Source organism: Bradyrhizobium sp. McL0615, from assembly GCF_049993905.1.
Taxonomy (GTDB): domain Bacteria; phylum Pseudomonadota; class Alphaproteobacteria; order Rhizobiales; family Xanthobacteraceae; genus Bradyrhizobium.
Genome location: NZ_CP188254.1, coordinates 6,415,419 through 6,435,607, shown reverse-complemented (window position 1 = coordinate 6,435,607; position 20,189 = coordinate 6,415,419). Strand labels below are relative to the sequence as shown.

The 20,189-nt window shown below is 63.0% G+C and carries 21 protein-coding genes; 10 read left to right on the top strand and 11 right to left on the bottom strand.

Features of this window, described 5'->3' with window-relative positions; translation table 11 throughout:
• The first annotated feature begins 31 nt into the window (after window positions 1-31).
• Complete coding sequence (gene alaS / locus ACPPVP_RS31085; protein ID WP_426527408.1) at window positions 32-2,707, top strand: alanine--tRNA ligase; 2,676 nt, start codon at window positions 32-34, stop codon at window positions 2,705-2,707.
• A gap of 256 nt (window positions 2,708-2,963) precedes the next feature.
• Window positions 2,964-4,196 (top strand): cyclic nucleotide-gated ion channel, encoded by a 1,233-nt coding sequence (locus tag ACPPVP_RS31080; protein ID WP_426538165.1) that lies wholly within the window; start codon window positions 2,964-2,966, stop codon window positions 4,194-4,196.
• 9 nt (window positions 4,197-4,205) lie between these two features.
• Here ACPPVP_RS31080 and ACPPVP_RS31075 read toward each other — a convergent pair whose 3' ends face one another.
• The 6 genes from ACPPVP_RS31075 to ACPPVP_RS31050 all read right to left on the bottom strand — a co-directional run bounded on the left by ACPPVP_RS31075 (window position 4,206) and on the right by ACPPVP_RS31050 (window position 8,897).
• Window positions 4,206-4,493 carry a DUF3303 domain-containing protein gene (locus tag ACPPVP_RS31075; RefSeq protein WP_426527407.1) on the bottom strand — a complete coding sequence of 96 codons (288 nt, stop codon included), beginning with the start codon at window positions 4,491-4,493 and terminating at the stop codon, window positions 4,206-4,208.
• Between the two features lie 25 nt (window positions 4,494-4,518).
• The gene (locus ACPPVP_RS31070) at window positions 4,519-5,037 is read right to left on the bottom strand and encodes a DUF3455 domain-containing protein (RefSeq protein ID WP_426527406.1); all 519 of its coding nucleotides are present in this window, start codon (window positions 5,035-5,037) and stop codon (window positions 4,519-4,521) included.
• A gap of 91 nt (window positions 5,038-5,128) precedes the next feature.
• Window positions 5,129-5,635: a DUF3455 domain-containing protein gene (locus ACPPVP_RS31065; RefSeq protein ID WP_426527405.1), complete on the bottom strand. Its 507-nt coding sequence runs from the start codon at window positions 5,633-5,635 to the stop codon at window positions 5,129-5,131.
• A 175-nt stretch (window positions 5,636-5,810) separates the two neighbouring features.
• On the bottom strand, window positions 5,811-7,025 hold the full coding sequence (locus ACPPVP_RS31060; protein WP_426527404.1) for an NADP-dependent isocitrate dehydrogenase: 1,215 nt from the start codon (window positions 7,023-7,025) through the stop codon (window positions 5,811-5,813).
• A 143-nt stretch (window positions 7,026-7,168) separates the two neighbouring features.
• Window positions 7,169-8,629, bottom strand: a complete 1,461-nt coding sequence (locus ACPPVP_RS31055) for an alpha/beta hydrolase family protein (protein ID WP_426527403.1) — start codon at window positions 8,627-8,629, stop codon at window positions 7,169-7,171.
• Window positions 8,589-8,897 (bottom strand): hypothetical protein, encoded by a 309-nt coding sequence (locus ACPPVP_RS31050; protein ID WP_426527402.1) that lies wholly within the window; start codon window positions 8,895-8,897, stop codon window positions 8,589-8,591. The genes ACPPVP_RS31055 and ACPPVP_RS31050 overlap by 41 nt, the downstream gene beginning before the upstream one ends.
• Window positions 8,898-9,208: 311 nt before the next feature.
• On the opposite strand from ACPPVP_RS31050, the gene ACPPVP_RS31045 reads away from it, so the two are divergent.
• A complete protein-coding gene (locus tag ACPPVP_RS31045) occupies window positions 9,209-10,414 on the top strand; it encodes a TrmJ/YjtD family RNA methyltransferase (RefSeq protein ID WP_426527401.1) in 1,206 nt (401 codons plus the stop codon).
• A gap of 124 nt (window positions 10,415-10,538) precedes the next feature.
• The gene (locus ACPPVP_RS31040; RefSeq protein ID WP_426527400.1) at window positions 10,539-11,030 is read left to right on the top strand and encodes a GlcG/HbpS family heme-binding protein; all 492 of its coding nucleotides are present in this window, start codon (window positions 10,539-10,541) and stop codon (window positions 11,028-11,030) included.
• 111 nt (window positions 11,031-11,141) lie between these two features.
• Here the strand turns inward: ACPPVP_RS31040 and ACPPVP_RS31035 are convergent, their stop codons facing one another.
• The gene (locus ACPPVP_RS31035; protein ID WP_426527399.1) at window positions 11,142-11,804 is read right to left on the bottom strand and encodes a TetR/AcrR family transcriptional regulator; all 663 of its coding nucleotides are present in this window, start codon (window positions 11,802-11,804) and stop codon (window positions 11,142-11,144) included.
• Between the two features lie 229 nt (window positions 11,805-12,033).
• On the opposite strand from ACPPVP_RS31035, the gene ACPPVP_RS31030 reads away from it, so the two are divergent.
• The 4 genes from ACPPVP_RS31030 (at window position 12,034) to ACPPVP_RS31015 (ending at window position 15,532) form a co-directional block, all read left to right on the top strand.
• The gene (locus ACPPVP_RS31030) at window positions 12,034-12,576 is read left to right on the top strand and encodes an OsmC family protein (RefSeq protein ID WP_426527398.1); all 543 of its coding nucleotides are present in this window, start codon (window positions 12,034-12,036) and stop codon (window positions 12,574-12,576) included.
• A 40-nt stretch (window positions 12,577-12,616) separates the two neighbouring features.
• Complete coding sequence (locus tag ACPPVP_RS31025; RefSeq protein WP_426527397.1) at window positions 12,617-13,783, top strand: acyl-CoA dehydrogenase family protein; 1,167 nt, start codon at window positions 12,617-12,619, stop codon at window positions 13,781-13,783.
• 53 nt (window positions 13,784-13,836) lie between these two features.
• On the top strand, window positions 13,837-14,715 hold the full coding sequence (locus ACPPVP_RS31020; protein WP_426527396.1) for a sulfurtransferase: 879 nt from the start codon (window positions 13,837-13,839) through the stop codon (window positions 14,713-14,715).
• 259 nt (window positions 14,716-14,974) lie between these two features.
• Entirely contained in the window at window positions 14,975-15,532 is a 558-nt protein-coding gene (locus ACPPVP_RS31015; RefSeq protein WP_426527395.1) for a cytochrome P460 family protein, read from the top strand.
• 309 nt (window positions 15,533-15,841) lie between these two features.
• Here the strand turns inward: ACPPVP_RS31015 and ACPPVP_RS31010 are convergent, their stop codons facing one another.
• A complete protein-coding gene (locus ACPPVP_RS31010) occupies window positions 15,842-16,255 on the bottom strand; it encodes a GFA family protein (protein WP_426527394.1) in 414 nt (137 codons plus the stop codon).
• A gap of 207 nt (window positions 16,256-16,462) precedes the next feature.
• On the opposite strand from ACPPVP_RS31010, the gene ACPPVP_RS31005 reads away from it, so the two are divergent.
• Window positions 16,463-17,080 carry a hypothetical protein gene (locus tag ACPPVP_RS31005; protein ID WP_426527393.1) on the top strand — a complete coding sequence of 206 codons (618 nt, stop codon included), beginning with the start codon at window positions 16,463-16,465 and terminating at the stop codon, window positions 17,078-17,080.
• A 12-nt stretch (window positions 17,081-17,092) separates the two neighbouring features.
• Here ACPPVP_RS31005 and ACPPVP_RS31000 read toward each other — a convergent pair whose 3' ends face one another.
• From ACPPVP_RS31000 to ACPPVP_RS30990, 3 genes are all read right to left on the bottom strand, one after another.
• Window positions 17,093-18,076 carry a Bug family tripartite tricarboxylate transporter substrate binding protein gene (locus tag ACPPVP_RS31000; RefSeq protein WP_426527392.1) on the bottom strand — a complete coding sequence of 328 codons (984 nt, stop codon included), beginning with the start codon at window positions 18,074-18,076 and terminating at the stop codon, window positions 17,093-17,095.
• Window positions 18,077-18,232: 156 nt separating this feature from the next.
• The gene (locus tag ACPPVP_RS30995) at window positions 18,233-18,811 is read right to left on the bottom strand and encodes a hypothetical protein (RefSeq protein ID WP_426527391.1); all 579 of its coding nucleotides are present in this window, start codon (window positions 18,809-18,811) and stop codon (window positions 18,233-18,235) included.
• Window positions 18,812-18,865: 54 nt separating this feature from the next.
• Window positions 18,866-19,324 (bottom strand): ABC transporter substrate-binding protein, encoded by a 459-nt coding sequence (locus ACPPVP_RS30990; protein ID WP_426527390.1) that lies wholly within the window; start codon window positions 19,322-19,324, stop codon window positions 18,866-18,868.
• A 101-nt stretch (window positions 19,325-19,425) separates the two neighbouring features.
• On the opposite strand from ACPPVP_RS30990, the gene ACPPVP_RS30985 reads away from it, so the two are divergent.
• Window positions 19,426-20,183 (top strand): IS5 family transposase gene (locus ACPPVP_RS30985; protein WP_426527389.1). Its coding sequence is split into 2 segments (ribosomal slippage): window positions 19,426-19,768 and window positions 19,768-20,183, totalling 759 coding nucleotides; the frame shifts between segments, so codons are not numbered across the junction.
• The last annotated feature ends 6 nt before the right edge of the window (window positions 20,184-20,189 follow it).

Genomic DNA, 20,189 nt, shown 5'->3' with positions numbered 1-20,189 from the left:
TGATCCGGCCCCTTTTTCCGATTGGATGAACATGAGCGGCGTCAACGAGATCAGGTCGAAATTCTTGGATTTCTTCGCGGAGAATGGCCACGAGATCGTGCCGTCGTCGCCGCTGGTGCCGCGCAACGATCCGACCCTGATGTTCACCAATGCCGGCATGGTGCAGTTCAAGAACGTCTTCACCGGCGTCGAAAAGCGGCCCTATCAGCGCGCCACCACCTCGCAGAAATGCGTGCGCGCCGGCGGCAAGCATAACGACCTCGACAATGTCGGCTACACCGCGCGCCATCTCACCTTTTTCGAGATGCTCGGCAACTTCTCGTTCGGCGACTACTTCAAGGAGCGCGCGATTGAGCTTGCCTGGAATCTGATTACAAAGGAGTTCGGGCTCAAGAAGGACAAGCTGCTCGTCACCGTCTATCACGACGACGACGAGGCGGCGGGCCACTGGAAGAAGATCGCCGGCTTCTCGGACGACCGCATCATCCGCATCGCGACCTCGGACAATTTCTGGGCGATGGGAGACACCGGCCCCTGCGGTCCGTGCTCGGAGATCTTCATCGACCGCGGCGAGCACATCTGGGGTGGACCTCCGGGCAGCCTGGAAGAGGACGGCGATCGCTTCCTCGAATTCTGGAACCTCGTCTTCATGCAGTTCGAGCAGGTGACGAAGGAGCAGCGCCAGCCGCTGCCGCGCCCCTCGATCGACACCGGCTTGGGGCTGGAGCGCATGGCCTGCATCCTGCAGGGCGTCGAGAGCGTGTTCGAAACCGATCTTTTCCGTAACCTGATCGACGCCACCGCTTCCGCGCTCGGACAGGGGCCTCGGGAGCAGACCGTGGCATCGTTCCGCGTCATCGCGGACCATCTGCGGTCCTCGGCCTTCCTTGTCGCCGACGGCGTGCTGCCGTCGAACGAGGGCCGTGGCTACGTGCTGCGCCGGATCATGCGCCGCGCGATGCGCCACGCCCAATTGCTCGGCGCCGGCGAGCCGTTGATGCATCGCCTGGTCTGGGCGCTGGTGCGCGAGATGGGGCAGGCCTATCCGGACCTGGTGCGCGCCGAAAAGCTGATCGAGGAAACGCTGCGGCTGGAAGAAACCCGCTTCCGCAAAACGCTGTCGCGCGGCCTTGCCATCCTCGACGAAAAAAGCGCCGGCCTGAAGAAAGGCGACATGTTCGACGGCGACACCGCGTTCACGCTGTACGACACGTACGGCTTCCCGCTCGATCTGACGCAGGACGCGCTGAAGTCGCGCGGCATCAGCGTCGATCAGGCGTCGTTTACCGATGCGATGGAACGGCAGCGTGTGAAGGCGCGGGCGTCGTGGTCGGGCTCGGGCGATACGGCCGGCGAGAGCATCTGGTTTCCGCTGCGTGAAAAACTCGGCGCTACCGAATTTTTGGGTTACGACACCGAGAGCGCCGAGGGCGTGGTCACCGCGCTGGTGAAGGATGGCAAGGATACCGACAGCCTGAAGGCGGGCGAGAGCGGTGCGATCGTGCTGAACCAGACGCCGTTCTATGCGGAGTCCGGCGGCCAGGTCGGCGACACCGGCCTGTTGACCGGCGAGGGCGTCAAGTTCCGCGTCACCGATACGCAGAAGAAGGTGGGCGATCTCTTCGTGCATATCGGCACGGTGGAGCAGGGCACGCTGAAGGTGGGCACCGCGCTGCAGCTCGAAGTCGATCATGGGCGCCGGTCGTCGATCCGCGCCCATCACTCGGCGACGCATTTGCTGCACGAGGCGCTGCGGCAGGTGCTCGGCGATCACATCGCCCAGCGCGGCTCGCTGGTGGCGCCGGATCGGCTAAGGTTTGACTTCGTGCACCCGAAGCCGATTACGGCCGAAGAATTGGCGCGCGTCGAGGACATCGCCAACGAGGTGGTGCTTGAAAACGACGAGGTCACAACGCGCCTGATGGCGGTCGACGACGCCCGCGAAGCCGGCGCCCGCGCGCTGTTCGGCGAAAAATACGGCGACGAGGTTCGCGTGGTCTCGATGGGGCAGCAGGACCGTGCACACGGGCAGAACGCGCTCGGCTGGTCGGTCGAATTGTGCGGCGGCACCCATGTGCGCCGCACCGGCGATATCGGGCTGATCACGGTGACGGGTGAAAGCGCAGTGGCCTCCGGCGTGCGGCGCATCGAGGCGCTGACCGGGCGTCATGCCCGCAAACACGCCAACGACACGATGGCGATCGCGAAGACCGCGGCCTCTGAACTGCGCACCTCGGTCGACGACATGCCGGCGCGGATCGCAGCGCTGATGGAAGAGCGCAAGAAGCTCGAGCGGGATCTCTCGGATGCGCGCAAGAAGCTTGCGATGGGCGGCGGCGCAACCAATGGCGGGGCGGCGGCCGGCGGCGTGCGCGAAGCCGGCGGCGTCAAGCTGCTGGCGCGTGCGGTCGAGGGCGTCGAGACCAAGGATCTCAAGAGCCTTGTCGACGACGGCAAGAAGCAGATCGGCTCCGGCGTGGTCGCGATCGTCGGCGTCACCGAGGACGGCAAGGCCGGCATCGTCGTGGGCGTCACCAGCGATCTCACCTCGCGCTTCAACGCGGTCGAACTGGTGCGCAAGGGCTCGGAAGCGCTCGGCGGCAAGGGCGGCGGTGGTCGGCCCGATATGGCGCAAGCCGGCGGACCTGATGGCGCCAAGGCGAATGCCGCGCTCTCGGCGATCGAACAGGCGATGGCCGGCGCCTGAGGTCTCCCTTACCTCGCCCCGCTTGCGGGGAGAGGTCGGATTGCGTAGCAATCCGGGTGAGGGGGGACTCTCGGCGTACTCTGCTCTTTCGAATTTGCGGAAGCAGCCCCTCACCATAGCCGATGCTTCGCATCGGCGTTCTTTTGTTATTAAGTAAGGACGGCGGCCATAGGCCGCCTACGCCCTCTCCCCGCGAAGAGCGGGGCGATGGAGCTAACGATTGCGTCGTGCGCTAGCTGGCTGACGGAGACAATTGATCGTGGCTACCGTTCCGGGCAAACGCGCGACCGGCGATCCGGACCTCCGGGACCGGCTCTACGAACTGCTCGAACACGATCATCTGCCGCATTCGGTCGGCTCGCGCTTTGCCCAGTTGATCGTCGCCATCATCGTCCTCGACGTGCTGGCGATGATTTTGGCCTCGGTGCCGGAATTCGACGCCAGGTTCGGCTGGCTGTTCACATCAGTTGAAGTCTTAGCCGTCGTGACGTTCGCGCTGGAATATCTGGCGCGGCTGTGGAGCGTGGTGGGACATTCGCTTCGTGCCGTGACGCCGGTGCGGGCGCGGCTGGAATATGCCTTCTCCAGCCTCGGCATCATCGACCTGATGGCCTTTCTGCCGTCGGCGGTCGCCTTGACCGTGGGCGACCGCCACGCGCTGGTGCTGTTCGGCATGCTGCCGTTTCTCAAACTGGTGCGCTATTCGCCGGCCTTGCGTTCGCTGCTGGCGGCGCTGCATGCCGAACGGCGCACGCTGTTCGGCTGCGTCGTGATCCTGACCGGCGCGGTGCTGTTGTTCGCGACGCTGCTCTACGCGATCGAACACAACGTCCAGCCCGACAAGTTCGGCACCATTCCGCAGGCGATGTGGTGGGCGATCGTGACCCTCGGCACGGTCGGCTATGGCGACGTGGTGCCGGTGACGCCGCTCGGCAAGATCGTATCGGTGTTTGCCATCGTCGTCGGCTTTGCGATGATTGCGTTGCCGGTCGCGATCGTCTCGCGCGCGTTTACCGATGAAGTGCGGCGGCGCGATTTCATCGTCACCTGGGCCATGCTGGCGCGGGTGCCGCTGTTTGCCCATCTCGGCGCCTCCGAGATCGTCGACATCATGCGGCTGTTGCGGGCGCAGACCATCGAGGCGCGCGAAGTGCTGGTGCGGCGCGGCGATCCGGCCTCATCGATGTATTTCATCACCGCGGGCGAGGTTGAGATCGAACTGCCGAACCAGCGGGTGCGGCTGTCGAACGGCACGTTCTTCGGCGAAATTGCGCTGTTGCACCGTACCAAGCGCAGCGGCACGGTGACCGCGACGTGCAAGACCAAGCTGCTGGCGCTCGACGCGCAGGACTTTCACGCCCTGATCGAGCGGCTGCCCGATCTCGCCGCCCATGTAAAGGATACCGCCGAGGCGCGGCTGGCCGATACGGCGGAGCTCTTGAAGGGCGATCTCGCGCCTGCCGAAATTGCGCAAGCCGAGCGGGACTAGCGGCCTGTTCTATTTCTCGTCGAGAAACGGCGCGACGACTTCGCGGGTCTCCTTGCTCGGCACGACCGGGACGATCTCGAAGGTCATACCGAGGTCGCGGTTGTTGGCCAGCACCCATTGCTGCAGCAGGCGCAGGTCATCGCATTCCATGAGCTGGAAGCAGCGGTCGAAATTGGGCTCGATCCAGCTCCCGACATATTTGAGCCCATCCGGGAATTTGATGCCTGGATCGCGCACGCGCTTATAGACCGGGATCGGATCCTGGTTCTTGAAGCGCTCGATCACCATGAACAGCATCGGCACCTCCAGATGGCGCGCGGTGTCAGGGTTTGCGCAGGAACACGTAGTCCGCGGAGTAGGGCGCGTTGCGGTAGGTGCCAGCCTTGTCGCAATCGCCTTCGAGCTTTCCGCCCGCCGTGTTGATCCGCTGTACCGTCGTGACGCCGGAAAGGATGCCGGTGCCGCGCCCGGACGTCACGGTCAGCTTCAGCCAGGGGATATCGTTCGCTGTGGCGCCGGGCGCGTTGCCGGCTGCTTTGCCGACGACGGCGCTGGAGTCGATGTGCTCCCAGGTGGGCCCCGCATAGTGCCGACCGACGGTCTTGCCATCGAGCAACAAGGTCGCGATTGGTTCGCGGAATGCCCAGGCCAGCTTGCCGTCAGCGCCTGCCTTGCATTCGTAGACCTGCGCGCCCTCGGCGTGGAGCGTGAGCACGATCGTTTCGCCGGGCGCGGCGATGGCGTCGGGAAGCGGTGTCTGGGCGGAGGCGCTCAAAACTGACGCCGATGACAAAAGCAGAGCGAGTGCGGCATTCCGGACAATCGGCATCATGAAATCCATGGTGTTGGCCCCGAAAGACCAACACCATTATCAGCCAATTATGCCGCCGTCTTGACGAGGTTGCCGGAAAGCCAGGGATGGCGGCGTGGTATCAGCCCTTGCGCAGGAACACGTAATCGGCCGAGTAGGGGACGCTTTCATAGGTGCCGGACTTGTAGCAGGCGCCGTTGAGCCTTCCGCCCGCCGTGTTGATCCGTTGCACGGTCGTCGCCGCACTGAGAACACCGTTGCCGCGCCGGGAAGTCACGCCGAGCTTCAGCCAGGGAATGTCGTTCGCGACGGAGCCTGGGGCCGTGCCGACGACCTGGCCGACCACCGCGCTGCCGTCGCTGTGCTCCCAGGTCGGTCCGGCATAATGCCGGCCGACCGTCTTGCCGTCCGAAAGAAGCGTCGCGATCGGCTCGCGAAGCACCCAGACGAGTGCACCGTCGGAGCTGGTTTTGCATTCGTAGACCTGCGCGCCTTCGGCATGCAGCGTGAGCATTGGGGTTTCACCCGGAGCTGCAATGGCCTCGGGAAGTGCGGTCTGGGCGGTCGCGTTGACGAGCGACCCGGTGAGAAAGATGGCGGTGAGTACGGCGTTCTTGGGGAACGACACGGTAGTGCTCCGTCGTTGGTTTTCTATTTCTGCGGCCCACGGGCTGCGCGAATGCGCGCCTGACGACAATCCATCGTGCCCCAAGCGGAGACGTGGATTGTTCGTCACTCTGCCCGCTAGCGCAAACGCTTAGCGTTTGTCGCAGTGATGTGGAGGGAGTTGCGATAAGGCGGCTTTAAGCCGCCATCGCCTTGGCGAGGTTGTCCGAAACCTTGTCGAGGAAGCCGGTGGTGGACAGCCAGCGCTGGTCGGCGCCGACCAGGAGCGCGAGGTCCTTGGTCATGTAGCCTTCCTCAACGGTGTCGACGCAAACCTTCTCCAGGGTCTTGGCAAACTTCGCCAGTTTCTCGTTGTTATCGAGCTTGGCGCGGTGCGCGAGACCCTGCGTCCAGGCGAAGATCGAGGCGATCGAGTTGGTCGAAGTTTCCTTGCCCTTCTGATGCTCGCGATAATGCCGTGTCACGGTGCCATGGGCGGCTTCGGCTTCCACGACCTGGCCGTCGGGCGTCAACAGCACCGAGGTCATCAGGCCGAGCGAACCGTAGCCCTGAGCCACGGTGTCGGACTGCACGTCGCCGTCGTAGTTCTTGCAGGCCCAGACATAGCCGCCGGACCATTTCAGAGCCGAGGCCACCATGTCGTCGATCAGGCGGTGTTCGTAGGTCAGGCGCTTGGCCTCGAAATCCTTCTTGAAGTCCTTCTCGTAGACTTCCTCGAAGATGTCCTTGAAGCGACCATCATAGACTTTCATGATGGTGTTCTTGGTGGAGAGGTAGACCGGGTAGCCGCGGCTCAGTCCGTAGGTCAGCGATGCCCGGGCGAAATCCCGGATCGAATCGTCGAGATTGTACATGCTCATGGCGACGCCGGCGCCGGGCGACTTGAACACTTCGCGCTCGATCACGGTGCCGTCCTCGCCGACGAATTTCATCGTCAGCGTTCCCTTGCCGGGGAATTTGATGTCGGTGGCGCGATACTGGTCGCCAAAGGCGTGGCGGCCGATGATGATCGGCTTGGTCCAACCGGGGACGAGGCGCGGCACGTTCTTGCAGATGATCGGCTCGCGGAAGATCACGCCGCCGAGGATGTTGCGGATGGTGCCGTTCGGCGACTTCCACATTTCCTTCAGGCCGAATTCCTTCACCCGCGCCTCGTCGGGGGTGATGGTGGCGCATTTGACGCCGACGCCGACCTTTTTGATGGCGTTGGCGGCGTCGATCGTGACCTGGTCGTTGGTCGCGTCGCGATATTCCATTCCGAGGTCAAAATACAACAGCTCGACATCCAGGAACGGGGTGATCAGCTTGTCCTTGATGTACTGCCAGATGATCCGGGTCATCTCGTCGCCATCGAGTTCGACGACGGGGTTGGTCACCTTGATTTTTGCCATGATGGAAGGGGCCTTTTCTCGGAAAACCGCGCGTGTGGGCGGGGTTGAGTGATTATAGCCGGCCTATAGCACTGCAAACCGGCCGGCGAAAGCCAAGCCGTTATGCAGTTTCAGCCCATCTTTTAGGTAAGAACGCCTTAACGTCAGAACGCCGCCTGGGTCGCCGTCCCCGCCACCACATACCAGGTCACGAGCAGGCCGCAGATCAGGGCGCCGGGCAGGCTGGAGCCGGTCCGCCGCCAGGTAAAGGTCGCGATCACACCGCAGATCGCCAGCAGCGGCACGAACTGGATGGCGACGATGGTCGAGAGCGGCACGAAGCCGGGGTCGGGCAGCGGGTTGAACAGCTTTCCGGTGAGCCAGAGGATGGCGTATTGCCCGCCCACCAGCACGATGAAGCCCAGCGTCAGCGCCAGGATATTGGTCAAATAGAGCGCCCCGCGGGGCGCGGCCATGGTCGAGAAATTGCGGTGCAGGACATGCAGCGCGATCACGAAAAACGCCGTGAACGGCACGAGATAGATCAGGAAGATCAAAAACTGCTTCGCGCTCATCAGCTTCACGGCGACGATCCAGAACCGGAAGTCGATCTTGAAGGCGAAATCGGCGAGCCATAGCGCGGCGTAGCCGATTGCGACGGATGCGATGGCGATCACGGCCGACTGCAGGACGATGCCGTTCCGGCTGGCGCGTTTCGGTGCGAACCGCATCAAGGCGAGCGTGATCAGGCCGTTGATCACGGCCCAGACCAGGATCTGGTTGGTGATGCCCTGCGGCAGGAAGGCGGACGGCTTTACGAAGGTACCGCCGAGTGCGAACGCCGGATAATAGGTCAGCGCGGGGATGAAGGCGGACAAGATGAAGGCCGTGGTCCAGCGCCGGCCGCTCGCTGCGGTATGCTCCGGCATGGTGCCGTCGGCAATTTCCGGCAGCCGCAGGCGAGAATACATCGGCGCTTCCAGGAGCGCATCGAAGGCCCCGATCAAAAGCGCCACAAAGCCGAGCAGCGCGATCAGCGTGCCGATTTCCTTGCGGAACCAGATCTGGTCGTCGACCGGGCGGGGCGTGCCGCCCTGCAGGGTTTTGGCGAACCAGTCGAGGCTGTAGCCGATGGCCTCGTGGGAAATGTGCTCGGCCGGGTGGGTGATGGCGGGGGTATGGAGCACGCGCGCCGTACCTTGCGCGATGTCGCCGTAGACCTTGCCCGGTTCCACCGGGCCTTGCGTGCCGAACAAGGCCCACAGTTTCGGGCTCTGGGTGACGTCGCGGGCTTTTTCAACGCCCCACATCAGGGTCGAGAATTCCTCGTATTGGGCGAACACCAGCGCTACGTTGCGCGGCCAACTGGTCGTGCCGTCGGCAGCGAACGGCTTGCCGGTCGAGGAGCCCTCCAGCACCATCGACTTGTAGTCGTTGGGCGCGGCGGTGGCTGCGGCCAGAACCGTCCAGCCGCCCATCGAGTGGCCCTCGAGCCCGATATTGTTCTTGTCGACGATTTCGAGGCTGCGCAGATAGGCGAGGCCATCGGGGCCGCCGAACCCGTTGGCGAAGGCGGGCCCGTCGCTATAGCCATGACCGGTCTGGGTCGAGGGCCAGCACCACATAGCCGCGGCGGGCGAACTCGATGGCAAAACCGTCCTGGGTTTCGCGCGAATTGATGTAGCCATGCACCGCGAGGATGCCGGGGGCGGGGATCTGCGGGGTGGCATTCGGCGGGATGTAGAGCAACCCGCTCATGGTGTTGCCCTTGGCGCCCTTGAATCTGACATCCCCGATCCGGATGCCGCCTGCGGTCTGGGTGAAATGAGCGAGCAGGCCGCCCGCAAGGATAAGGACCACGCCCACAATAGCCAACGACCACCTGCCGCGCATGGACGCCTCCCCTAAAATTCCCTCGCCGTTGAACCGGCTTTCGGGACCGTTTGCAGCTTCACTTTGTTTGTGATTGTTAGCCTATCCGAAAGTCTAACGCGCGCAAGCGGCGGGCGGGATCAAGCCTCTTTGAGGCTTTGAGTGAGCGTTCGGAGAGGTTACTAAGCCGCGCAGCAGGCTTGCGAATTCGGGCCGTTACCCAAGCAGGCGATTCCTGTGATCTTGAATTATCCGCGCGCGCTTCGCGCGCCGATTCAAAATCTTCAGAGGTCGAATCAACTCCAGAGTTGAATCAGAAAGTGAAGTTGCGAATGTCCGGTTCGGGCACCGATAAAACCAAATCTGGTTGGGACTTAGCCGGACCCGTTGTGATCCTCGTCGAGCCGCAGCTCGGCGAGAATATCGGCATGGCCGCGCGGGCGATGGGCAATTTCGCGCTGTCCCGTTTACGAATCGTCAACCCGCGCGACGGCTGGCCCAACGTCGCCGCGCAACGGGCGGCGGCCGGCGCCGATCAGATTCTGGAACAAGCCCAGTTGTTCGACACGGTCGAGCAGGCGGTCGCCGACCTGACGCTGCTGTTCGCCACCACCGCCCGCGCCCATGACCAGGCCAAGCCGGTGGTCGCGCCAACCCAAGCCGCCGCCGAGATCGTGGCCCATGTCGGCGCCGGTGGCGGGGCGGGCATCCTGTTCGGCCGCGAGCGCTACGGCCTGCAGAACGAGGAGGTGGCGCTCGCCAACCGGATCATCACCTTCCCGGTCAATCCGGGTTTTGCCTCGCTCAATCTGGCGCAGGCGGTGCTCCTGATCGGCTATGAGTGGTTCAAGCGCTCGACCGGTGGTGACCTCCCGTTCGCGATGCCCGAACGTTCCGAGCCGGCCTCGCAGCACCAGATGCAGGCCTTCTTCGACAACCTGGTCCGGGAACTCGACAAGGTCGAATTCCTGCGCCCGCGCGAGAAGCGCGAGACCATGCTGGTCAACCTGCGCAACATCTTCACCCGGATGGACCCGACCAAGCAGGACATGCACACCCTGCACGGGGTGGTGATGGCGATCGCGGAAGGCCGCAAGGGTCCGGCCAAGGGCGGCGTGCTCGACGGCGAACAGGCCACAAGGCTGCGCGCGCTGCTGGCCGAGCATGGGCAGGGCCCGGCTGTGCCCGGCGACAGCTCGACCGTGCGCGGGCTGGCCCGGCTGCTACGGCGGAACCCGACCGACGCCGAACGGATTCTGTGGCAGGCGCTGACCCGCGACCGCCGCTTTGCCGGCCAGTTCAAGCGCCAGACTCCAGTTGGCCGTCATATTCCGGATTTCGTCTCGTTCGTGCATCGGCTCGCAATCGAACTCGTCAATGCAAACGAGTCGGAGGCCATCGTCGCGGACCGCGCCGGCCGGAGGGCGTGGCTGGAAGCGCGCGACTATCGCGTGATCGAGATGCGGGTCGGCGATGTCGAGGCAGACCTCGCGGCCGAACTGGCGCGGCTTGAATCGAGCCTGCTCGAAGGTCGTTAGAACTCTTCCAAACCTGCAGTGGCTGCGGCGATGCCAACGAATTTCGTGGGCTCGCCCGGGACTAATCAGGCCAGCGGAGGGTTCAACAAGGCGCGACACCATAACTTTCAGGGAGGCTAATAACATGCGTCTTGTTCGTATTGCCGCGCTTGCGTCCATATCCGTCCTCGCCGCTTCACCTGCGCTGGCGCAGGCTCCACAGGTCGAGAAGAATGTTTCGATGGCGATGGCGATCGCCATCATGCAGGGCGCCATCGAGCAGTGCACCAAGGATGGCTACAAGGTCTCAGTCGTGATCGTCGACAAGGGCGGCAACCTCGCGGCCGCGATCCGCGGCGACGGGACCAATCCCCACACGGTGGAGTTCGCGCGGCTAAAGGCTTACACCGCGCGCACCCGCAATCAGACCTCGCAGCAAACCATGAAGCAGATGGAAGATCCCGCGAACGCATTCCTGAAGCAGATCCCGAATGTCGTGGGTATCGGCGGCGGCGTCCCGATCAGGGCGGGCAACGAGCCGATCGGCGGCGTCGGTGTTTCGGGCGCGCCGGGCGGCGAAAAGGACGAAGTCTGCGCCAACGCCGGCATCGCCAAGGTCGCGGATGCGCTGAAGTAGGGCGATGAACCCGTAGGGTGGGCAGAGGAGCGCTAGCGACGTGCCCACCATCTATCGTCGTGCACGCTGCGAGATGGTGGGCACGCTGCGCTTTGCCCACCCTACGAAAACTCACACCGCCACGAGTTGCTCGGTCGCCGCGCTCACGCGCTTCGGCTTCTTCACCTTCGACGGCTCGTATAGGTTGCCCGCGGCGAGGCCCGCCGTGTCCGCCACCCCGGGATCGCGCGACACCATGGCGGCGACGATGGCGCCGTCGATCAACAGCGCGAGCTGATGTGCCAGCATCTGCGGCTCGGCCGCGCCCATTTCAGCGGCGAGCTTTTCGATATGCGCCAGCACCACTTTCTTGTGCCGCAGCGCGATGTTGCGGAACTGCTTGGCGTCCTTGTCGTGTTCGGCGACCGCGTTGATGAAGGGGCAGCCGTAGAAGCGCTCCTCGGCGAACCAGCGCTTCAGCGCCGGAAAAATCCGCTTCAGCTTCGCCTGCGCGTCGCCGCCGCCATCCTCCATCGCGCCGATGAACCATTCGCGCCACGCCTTGCCTTCGCTTTCCAGCACGGCGTTGACGAGGTTGGTTTTCGATCCGAACAATTTGTAGAGCGTGGTCTTGGCGGTGCCGGCCTCATCGATGATGGCATCGATCCCGGTAGCGTTGATGCCGTTCTTGCAGAACAGATGCGTCGCCGCGCTGAGCAGGCGCTCTCGTGCGGATTCCTCGTCGCCTGCGGCACGTGCCGCGACAGCTTTCCTCTTTGAAACCGATTTGCCCATGCGCCGCAGTTAATCCGAGCGCGCCGCAATCATCAAGTCGCATCTTTTGCGCTGAAAGTAATCGCACGCAGGCGGCAATTGCTTCGCGCCTGTGCAGCGCGGCGCTGGTCAATTTCCGGGCAGCTATCGCTAAGCCGCGAGAGCGCTTCGCCTTTTGGTTTTGGCCTGGTCTGGCACGCTTCATGCAGGAAACAGAACGTTCGGTATCCTACCCCTAGGGAGAGAAAAGATGACCGCGGTCGCTCAAAAAACGGTGCTCACAGGCTGCCTGGCGCCAATCGACAAAGGTGGGCTCGAACAGCTCATCGCCAATGGCAAGGCCAATCCGAAGGTCATCAAGACCTTGAAGTGCAAGACGGTGGCGGAGGGCAAGTTCCGGCACGCCAACTACATCCGCAACCTCGCGCCCTATATCGTCGACGAACCGCCGGGGCTTTTGGGTGACGACACCGCGCCCAATCCGTCGGAAGCATCGCTCGCCGCGCTCGGCTCGTGCCTTGCCGTCGGCCTGCACGCCAACGCCGTTCACCGCGGCTGGATCGTCAACAAGCTCGAGCTCGAACTCGAAGGCGACCTCAACATCACCGCCGTCTGGGGCACCGGCGACGTCAGCGAGAAGCCGGTCGGCTTCACCGATGTGCGCGTCAAGGTCGACATGGAATGTGAGGGTGTTCCGAAGAGCGAGATCGACGCGCTGGTGACCCACGTCAAGAAATGGTCGCCGGTCGCCAACACGTTTACGCGCCCCGTCAATCTCGAAGTCGGCATCTGACGGGAAAGCTGTGCGTGCAAACGGGGTGCGGGAGACGATCATGGGTTCAGTAGCCTTATCGCGGGTCGAAGCTGTAGATCGGCCCGCACCTACGATTGCTGACGAAGTTGCCAGGATCGCGCGTCACGAGCTTGCGCCGCTCGCAGGTGAAATAGATGCAGGCTCGGTTTATCCGGGTGAGCTGCTGCGCAATCTCGGCAAGGTCGGCGCATGGAGCAGCCATGTCCCGCAGGAGGGACCTGCGGATCTGTGCTGCGCCATCCAGTCGATGGCTGTGATCGGGGAGGTCTGCGGCGCCACGGCTTTCATGGCCTGGTGCCAGAATGCGCTGGTCTGGTACGCCGCGAATTCGACCAACCTGAAGCTTGCAAGGCGTTTCGGCGACAGTTTTTCGAGTGGACGGGTGCTCGGCGGCACCGGCCTTTCCAATCCGATGAAGAGTTTCTTCGGCATTGAGCGGCTGAAACTGAAGGGGCGCAAGGTCGAGGGCGGCTACATCGTCAAGGGAGCGCTGCCCTGGGTCTCCAATCTCGGGCCCGACCATTATTTCGGCACCATCTTCGAGCGCGAGGACGAGGACGGCGGCACCGCGAAGAGCGGGCCGGACGGCACCGCAAAGGGCGGGCCGGGCATTGTGATGTTCCTGGCCGATTGCTCCGATCCGGCGATCACCCTGCAGCCGTGCAAGCCGTTCCTCGCCATGGACGGCACGGGTACCTACGGCGTCCAGTTCCGTGACGTGTTCGTGCCGGATGAGTTGATCCTGGCCGAACAGGCCGGGCAGTTCGTGAAGAAAATCCGCGCCGGATTCATCCTGCTGCAGGCCGGCATGGGCCTCGGCCTGATCAAGGATTGCATCGGCATCATGGACGAGGTCGGGCCGCCGCTTGGCCACGTCAACCGCTATCTGCCGCAGCAGCCGACGCAATTCCGCGAGCTCCATGCCGAGTTCGAGAAGGAGACGATGGCGCTGGCATGCGACCCCTATAATTCCGACGACAGCTATTGGCGTCGCGTCGTCGCACTTCGCCTGCGGCTCGGCGAGGCCAGCGTCGCGGCCGCGCATGCGGCGATGCTCCATTGCGGCGCGCGCGGCTACCTCAAAAGCCATCGCGCCCAGCGCCGGCTGCGCGAAGCCTATTTCGTCGCGATCGTCACCCCCGCCACCAAGCAGCTTCGCAAGATGCTGGCCGGCGACGAGCGCTAGAGGGATTTCCGTTTCGACCCCACCCGCAACCACAAAAACAGGAGAGGCCTGCCATGACGGACGTTCTGATTACTGCCGGCGAACTCGCGGAGTTCCTCACGAAAGAGCCGTGTGTCGTCGTCGACACCCGCAATCCCGAGGCCTACGGCGCGGGGCATCTCCCCGGCGCCGTCAACGTCCATGAAATCTTCACGTATCTGGCGACCTCGACGCCGGAAGGTATGGCGGAGCTGAAGACGAAATTCGCCGACGCGTTCGGCGCCGCCGGACTTTCAGGGAAAGAGACTGCGGTGATCTACGAGCAGTCGATGAATTCCGGCTTCGGCCAGTCCTGCCGTGGCTACTATCTGCTGACCATGCTCGGCTATCCCAAGGTCAAGGTGCTGCATGGCGGCTACGATGCCTGGGCAGCCTCAGGCCTGCCGCTGACCAAAGACGTGCCGTCGCCGGTGACGGCCTCGTTCACGGTCGTGCCGGAAGCCGGCGACATCCTGATCGACGCCAAGACCATGCTGGCTGCCGTCGGCAAGCCCGGCATCGCCCTGCTCGATGTTCGAGACATCGACGAGTGGATCGGCGAAAGCTCGTCTCCGTATGGGAAAGACTTCTGCCCGCGCAAGGGACGCATCCCCGGCGCGGTCTGGCTGGAATGGTACCGCATGATGAAGCCGACCGCGGAAGGACCGCGCTTCAAGTCCAAGAACGAGATCCTGGCGGAGTGCGCCACCGTCGGCATCGCAGAGAATACGCCGGTCTATCTCTACTGCTTCAAGGGGGCACGCGCTTCGAACACGTTCCTCGCCCTGAAGAACGCCGGCGTGAAGGATGTGCGGATGTATTTCGGCTCCTGGAACGAATGGTCCCGCGATCCGTCACTGCCGATCGAGGAGGGACTGCCGATGGAAGCCAAGCTCACCACCAAGGCAGCGTAACGCCGCATCCAATGTTGCAGTCTGATCCAGCCGGATCGGACTGCAACATGGTCAGCCCCCAGGCTCGGGTCGAAAATGACTGATAGCGGCCATGCACCGTCGCATCGGACCCATTTCGCATTGCGCAAATCCATGCTGTAATATTGTTCCTCGTGATCAACCAACGGTCGGCGCAGTCCTGAGCCTCGTAAGGCAATGCGACGAGGCGATTTTCAGCAAAGGATTATCCGCCGCTAACCCGAATGAGGGAGATGCGACAATGAAAAAAAGCACGCTGATCAGTCTATGTATTTTGGTGTCGATCGCCGTCATGGCGGCTGGTGTCGCGATTTCCGCGCAAGACAAGTACACTCTGAAAGTACCGAATGGGCTCGCGTTCTCCGAGTTCAGGGGATACGAGGACTGGGCAGTGATCGCGACCAGCGATAACGGAGGCAAGGTTGCTGTGATCGTGGGAAATCCGGCAATGATCGACGCCTACAAGGAGGGCGTGCCCGGCAATGGCAAGCCTTTCCCGGACGGTGCCAAAATGGCGAAAGTTCATTGGACTCCAAAAAAGCAGGAAGCGTACCCCGGTCAGCCGATCGTGCCAGGCGCGCAGCATGACGTTGATTTCATGGTGAAGGACAGCAAGAGGTTCGCGGACAGCGGCGGATGGGGATGGGCCGCGTTCGAGTATAATGCAGCGTCCGATATGTTCAGGCCGGCCACCGTCTCGGACAGTCCGCCGCAGGAAAACGACGCGAAGTGCGGGTTCGCGTGCCACACGGTGGTGCAGAACCGCGACTACGTATTCACGGAGTACGGAAAGAGGTGAGTATCGGCTAGCACGAGCCAACACGGTTCGTCGCTGCCGATCGAGGAGGGGTTGCCGGTGGAAGCCAAGCTCACCACCAAGGCGGCGTAACGAGCAGGAGTTCCTCATGGAGAGGAGCGCGAAGCGCGTCTCCGGGCGATGCGCCGCATCGCCGGGTGAACCATGAGGCCCGTCTGTGGCCTACATCCTTCGAGACGACCGCTTCACGGTCTCTTCCGGATGAGGATTAGGCAGCTCTGAAACAACGTTGCAGTCTGATCCAGCCGGATCGGACTGCAACTTGATTTGCCAGCTGCTGGTGTCCGCGGCTCATCCAGGCATGCTGTCGAATTGCGGGAGGTCGAGCGGCTTGTTCCACTTCAGGCGGCGCTTGGTGAACATTTCGAGCTTCGGGGCAATCAAGTCGGGCCGGTCCAGGCTGCCGAGCATGACGAAGACGAGGCCGGGGAAACTATCCAGATTGGTGCTGAACAATCTGGAGCCGCAATCGGGGCAAAAGTTGCGGTCCAGTCCCTTGCCGGACTCGGCGACATAGTGGTGCGCTTTCGGTTGGCCGCTGACCAGGGTGAAATCATCCTGCGGCACGCCGAAGAATGTGGCCATCTCGCCGCCCGACGCCCGCTTGCAGTCCAGGCAATGGCAATTGGCGACGAAGTCCGGGTCGGTGTCGAACTCGAATTTTATCGCGCCGTAAGTGCATCGAGCCGTGTATTTCTTCGCCATGAAAGTTGCCCTTGCATAGCTTGTTAGCGTGTCGTGATGATTGGTTGCTCCACCATTTTATGCTGCAGGATTTTACCAGCGACAAGGCTGACGACGCGCGAATGAACAGCTCGGACGCCGTGCGAGCGGGGGCAACCTCCAATGGCGTCGCTCTGGCGTTCCCGGGATCGGAAGGGTATAATTCGGGTGCACTTGGTGGTGGTTCGAATGTCGAAGTTCTCAAGCAAATCAGGTTTCGTGGGGATCGTGGCGATGCTGTGTCTGGGCGCGCCCGCCGCCCACGCCCAGGCCTCGCCGGTGAATTACTGGATTCCGGGCTGGCCGATGGGGTTCAGCGGCGATGCGGGCGAGGGCGCGAACGCCTACGGCACCTTTCCGAGCTTCGACTTCCGCGACCTCGGAAACGGCTCCGCCTACGCGCGCTACAATTTTTCCAACGGCTTCTTTGTCGGCAGCCAACGCAACACCATGGGTTTTGGCGGCCTCAGCCAGAGCGCGTTCGGCGGCTTCGGATCGATCTACAGCGAAGGCACGCAGTTCGGCTATAGCCTGAAGAACGCCGGCGGGCCGCCGATCACGTTCTTCGCCGGCGTCGATACGCTGAAATACAATTCGGGCATCGGCAGTAACGCATTCGCGCCGTTCGACTCCAAGTCGGGCACGCTGCCCGTCTCCAGTGCGTATGCCGGCGTGGAATTCCAGCCGACGTCCAACCTCAGCCTGTCGCTCGGGGTCGGCGTCGTGCAGCAGACCGGCCGGATCGACAGCGAGATCAATTCGCTGCCCGGCGCCTCGTCGTTCTCGGTGGGCGGCCGCCGCTACTAGGCTGCTGGCCAATTACTCCGATGGCTTGACGCCGAGATCGTGAAGGATGCGGAGCATCACTTCGCTGTCGCGCTTGAAGATCCGATTCGTGGTTTCGAAATCGGTCGGCGATGACAGGATGAAGTTGTTCAGCATCTGCTGCACTTTTGGATCGGTCCCGGCCTGGATCAGCAGCGGCGTGAGCCGATCCACGATATCCCGCGGCGTGCCGGATGGGACGGCAAACGTGGTGAAGGCGCGCAGGTCGTAGAAGTCGCCGACGGCGCCTTGCTCGGTCATGGTCGGCGCGTCCGGATAGGGCGGCAGGCGGGTGCCGACCACGCCGATCAGGTTTCCGGTGCCGGCCTGGATCACGGGGGCGGCCGCGGCGTAACTGCCGGCGGCGCCGTCCAGCGTCTGCCCGGCGACGTCATTCCACATCGGCGCCTCGCCGCGATACTGGATGACTTGCACCTTGATGCCGTATTGCTTGGCGATGGTCTCGATCAGGACATGCGGTGTCGAGCCCACGCCGTACGATCCCCAGTTCAGGCTGCCGACTTTCTTCGCATACGCGATGAATTCCTGAAGATTGGCGGCGCCCGTCTTCTTCGCCGCCACGACCGGACCGCCGGCGCCGCTGACCATCGTCAGATAGGTGAAATCCTTTTCGGGATCGTAGGGCAGGTCCTTTACGGTGACGCGGTTCTGGATCAGCGAGGACGAGATCGTGCACAGGATAGTGGTGCCGTCGGGATCGGCGCGTTTCGCCTCCGTTACGCCGATGACGCCGCCGGCGCCGCCCTTGTTTTCGACGATGACCGGCTTTCCCACCTGTCGCGCCAGGAAGTCGCCGAACGCGCGTGCGATTCCGTCGGTCTGGCCGCCGGGCGGATAGGGCACGATGATCCTGATCGATTTCGACGGCCACGCGGATTGCGCCTCGGTCCTTACGGCCGGCGCGGCCAACAATGCGGCCGAACCCATCACGAACGTTCGCCGTGTCAGCTTTCTCATTTTCCTGCCCTTGGTCTTTGTTGTTTCTTGTCGAGTCGCTGGGACCGATCGGGCGAAACTAGCGCAGAACATGCGGCGTGGCGGTGCGGCACTGTGTCCGCCACGAACGAGGTGACTTCCGCCACGTGGAAAACGAATCTGATGGGCGACTCCGCCTCAGCGCGCCTCGGTCCAGCTCTCCGAGAACGCCAATGCCGACGTCGAGAAGGGCCGTCCCTCACGTTCCCGCGGCCAGGATCGGCCCGCCGCTTCGACCCCGTTGCGGACGAGACGCGTGCCGAGCGCCGGGATCAGCACGGTGCACACGCCGTAGCGCCGGTCGGGAATCTGGTTCGGCTGCGAGTGGATCAGCAGCGGCTCGCCGATATCGAACCAGGTCAGTGAGATTTCTTCGCCGTGCGATTTGATGTGTTCAGTCCAGAAGTAGCGCGGATCCCCGGCTTTGGAGAACTGCGCGTCCGCACAGGGGATCGTCGTGTCGGAAAGCTCGGCATTGAGCATGCCCTGGACGGTTGACTGCAGCCACCGCGCCATCGCGATGTTGTCGGAGTAAATGCGCCAGCGCCGTTCCGTCAGTTCGCTTTTCAGGTAGAGAACGTGGCCGGGGCCGGCTGGCGAAAAGATGATCCGCCAATAGCTCGCCTCTGTTGAGTTCGGTTCGCCGTCCTTGTGGCTCAAGCGGATAAAAGGGTTCTCGCCCGTCAGGATCGTCTTGTTGGAATCGGCAATGCTCATTGGTACTGGTTTCCTCTCAACTTCTCATGATCCGTTGATTGTTTGCTTTGAGCTTCAGCGTTTCACCATCGGGCAAGCGCTCTCGCTCAGCGGCCGCGCCGCCTGCTCAGCCGGCACCGTGGCAAGGAGCTTGAGATAATCGAACTGGTATTTGGATTCCGAGGGCTTCTTGACCTGCAGTAGATAATAAGGCCGCATCACGCGTCCATCCTCGCGCACCGTGCCCTTGGTGTAGAAGTCGTCGATCGGCAGCTCCTTCATCTTGGCGACCACCTTGGTCGCATCGGTCGTGCCGGCTGCCGCTACCGCCTTCAGGTAGTGCAACGTCGCCCCGTAGGTCCCGGCATGGATCATGCTGGGCGGCTTCCCGGCATTTCGGGCAACGAGGCGTTTGGTCCAGGCGCGGGTCGCGTCGTCGAGGTCCCAGAAGAAGGTCTCGCTTGCGGTCAGGCCTTGCGCCGCCTCGAGGCCAAGGGCGTGGGTGTCGGGAAACTGCAGCAGGAGCGCCGCCACGCGCTGGTCGCCTTTGCGGCCTAGGACCGATCGACATTCAGGATTCCCAAGTGGTTTGATCGCTGATTCATAGAGTTCCGTGATTCGACACGGAGCAGATGATGGCGGCGAAGCGATATGAGCTGACCGAGGTGCAATGGGCGAGGATCTCGCCACTGCTGCCGGGGAAAGCTGGCGACCCGGGACGTACGGCTGCGGATAATCGTCTGTTCGTCAACGGATGTCTGTGGGTTTTGCGATCGGGGGCACACTGGAGCGATCTGCCAGAGCGGTACGGCAAGTGGAAAACGGTGCACCAGCGCTTCAGTCGCTGGTGCCATGCTGGCGTCTGGGAGCGCGTATTCGCTGCTCTGACCGCCGATCGCGACAACCATTACCTGATGATCGACAGCACCATCATTCGCGCCCACCAGCAGGCGGCGAGCGGAAAAGGGGGGCCAAAGATCAGGCGCTGGGGCGTTCCCGAGGCGGACTGACTACCAAGATCCACATGCTGGCCGATGCCCTGGGCCGTCCGCTCCGCTTTATCGTCACGGCTGGGCAGGTCAATGACATCACCCAGGCGCCCGCCCTGCTGAATGGCCAGAGCGGCGATGCCGTGCTCGCCGACAAAGCCTATGACAGCAATGCCCTGCGTGCGATCATCGCGGAAATCGGCGCAACAGCGGTGATCCCGTCAAACCGCACCCGCAGGATCATCATTCCGCACGACGCCGACGCCTACAAACAGCGCAACCGTATCGAGCGCTGCTTCTGCCAACTCAAACACTTCCGACGCTTGGCAACCCGTTACGACAGGCGAGCCACCAACTTTACCGGCTTCATCCATCTCGCTGCCGCAATAATCTGGATGCAATGAATGTCG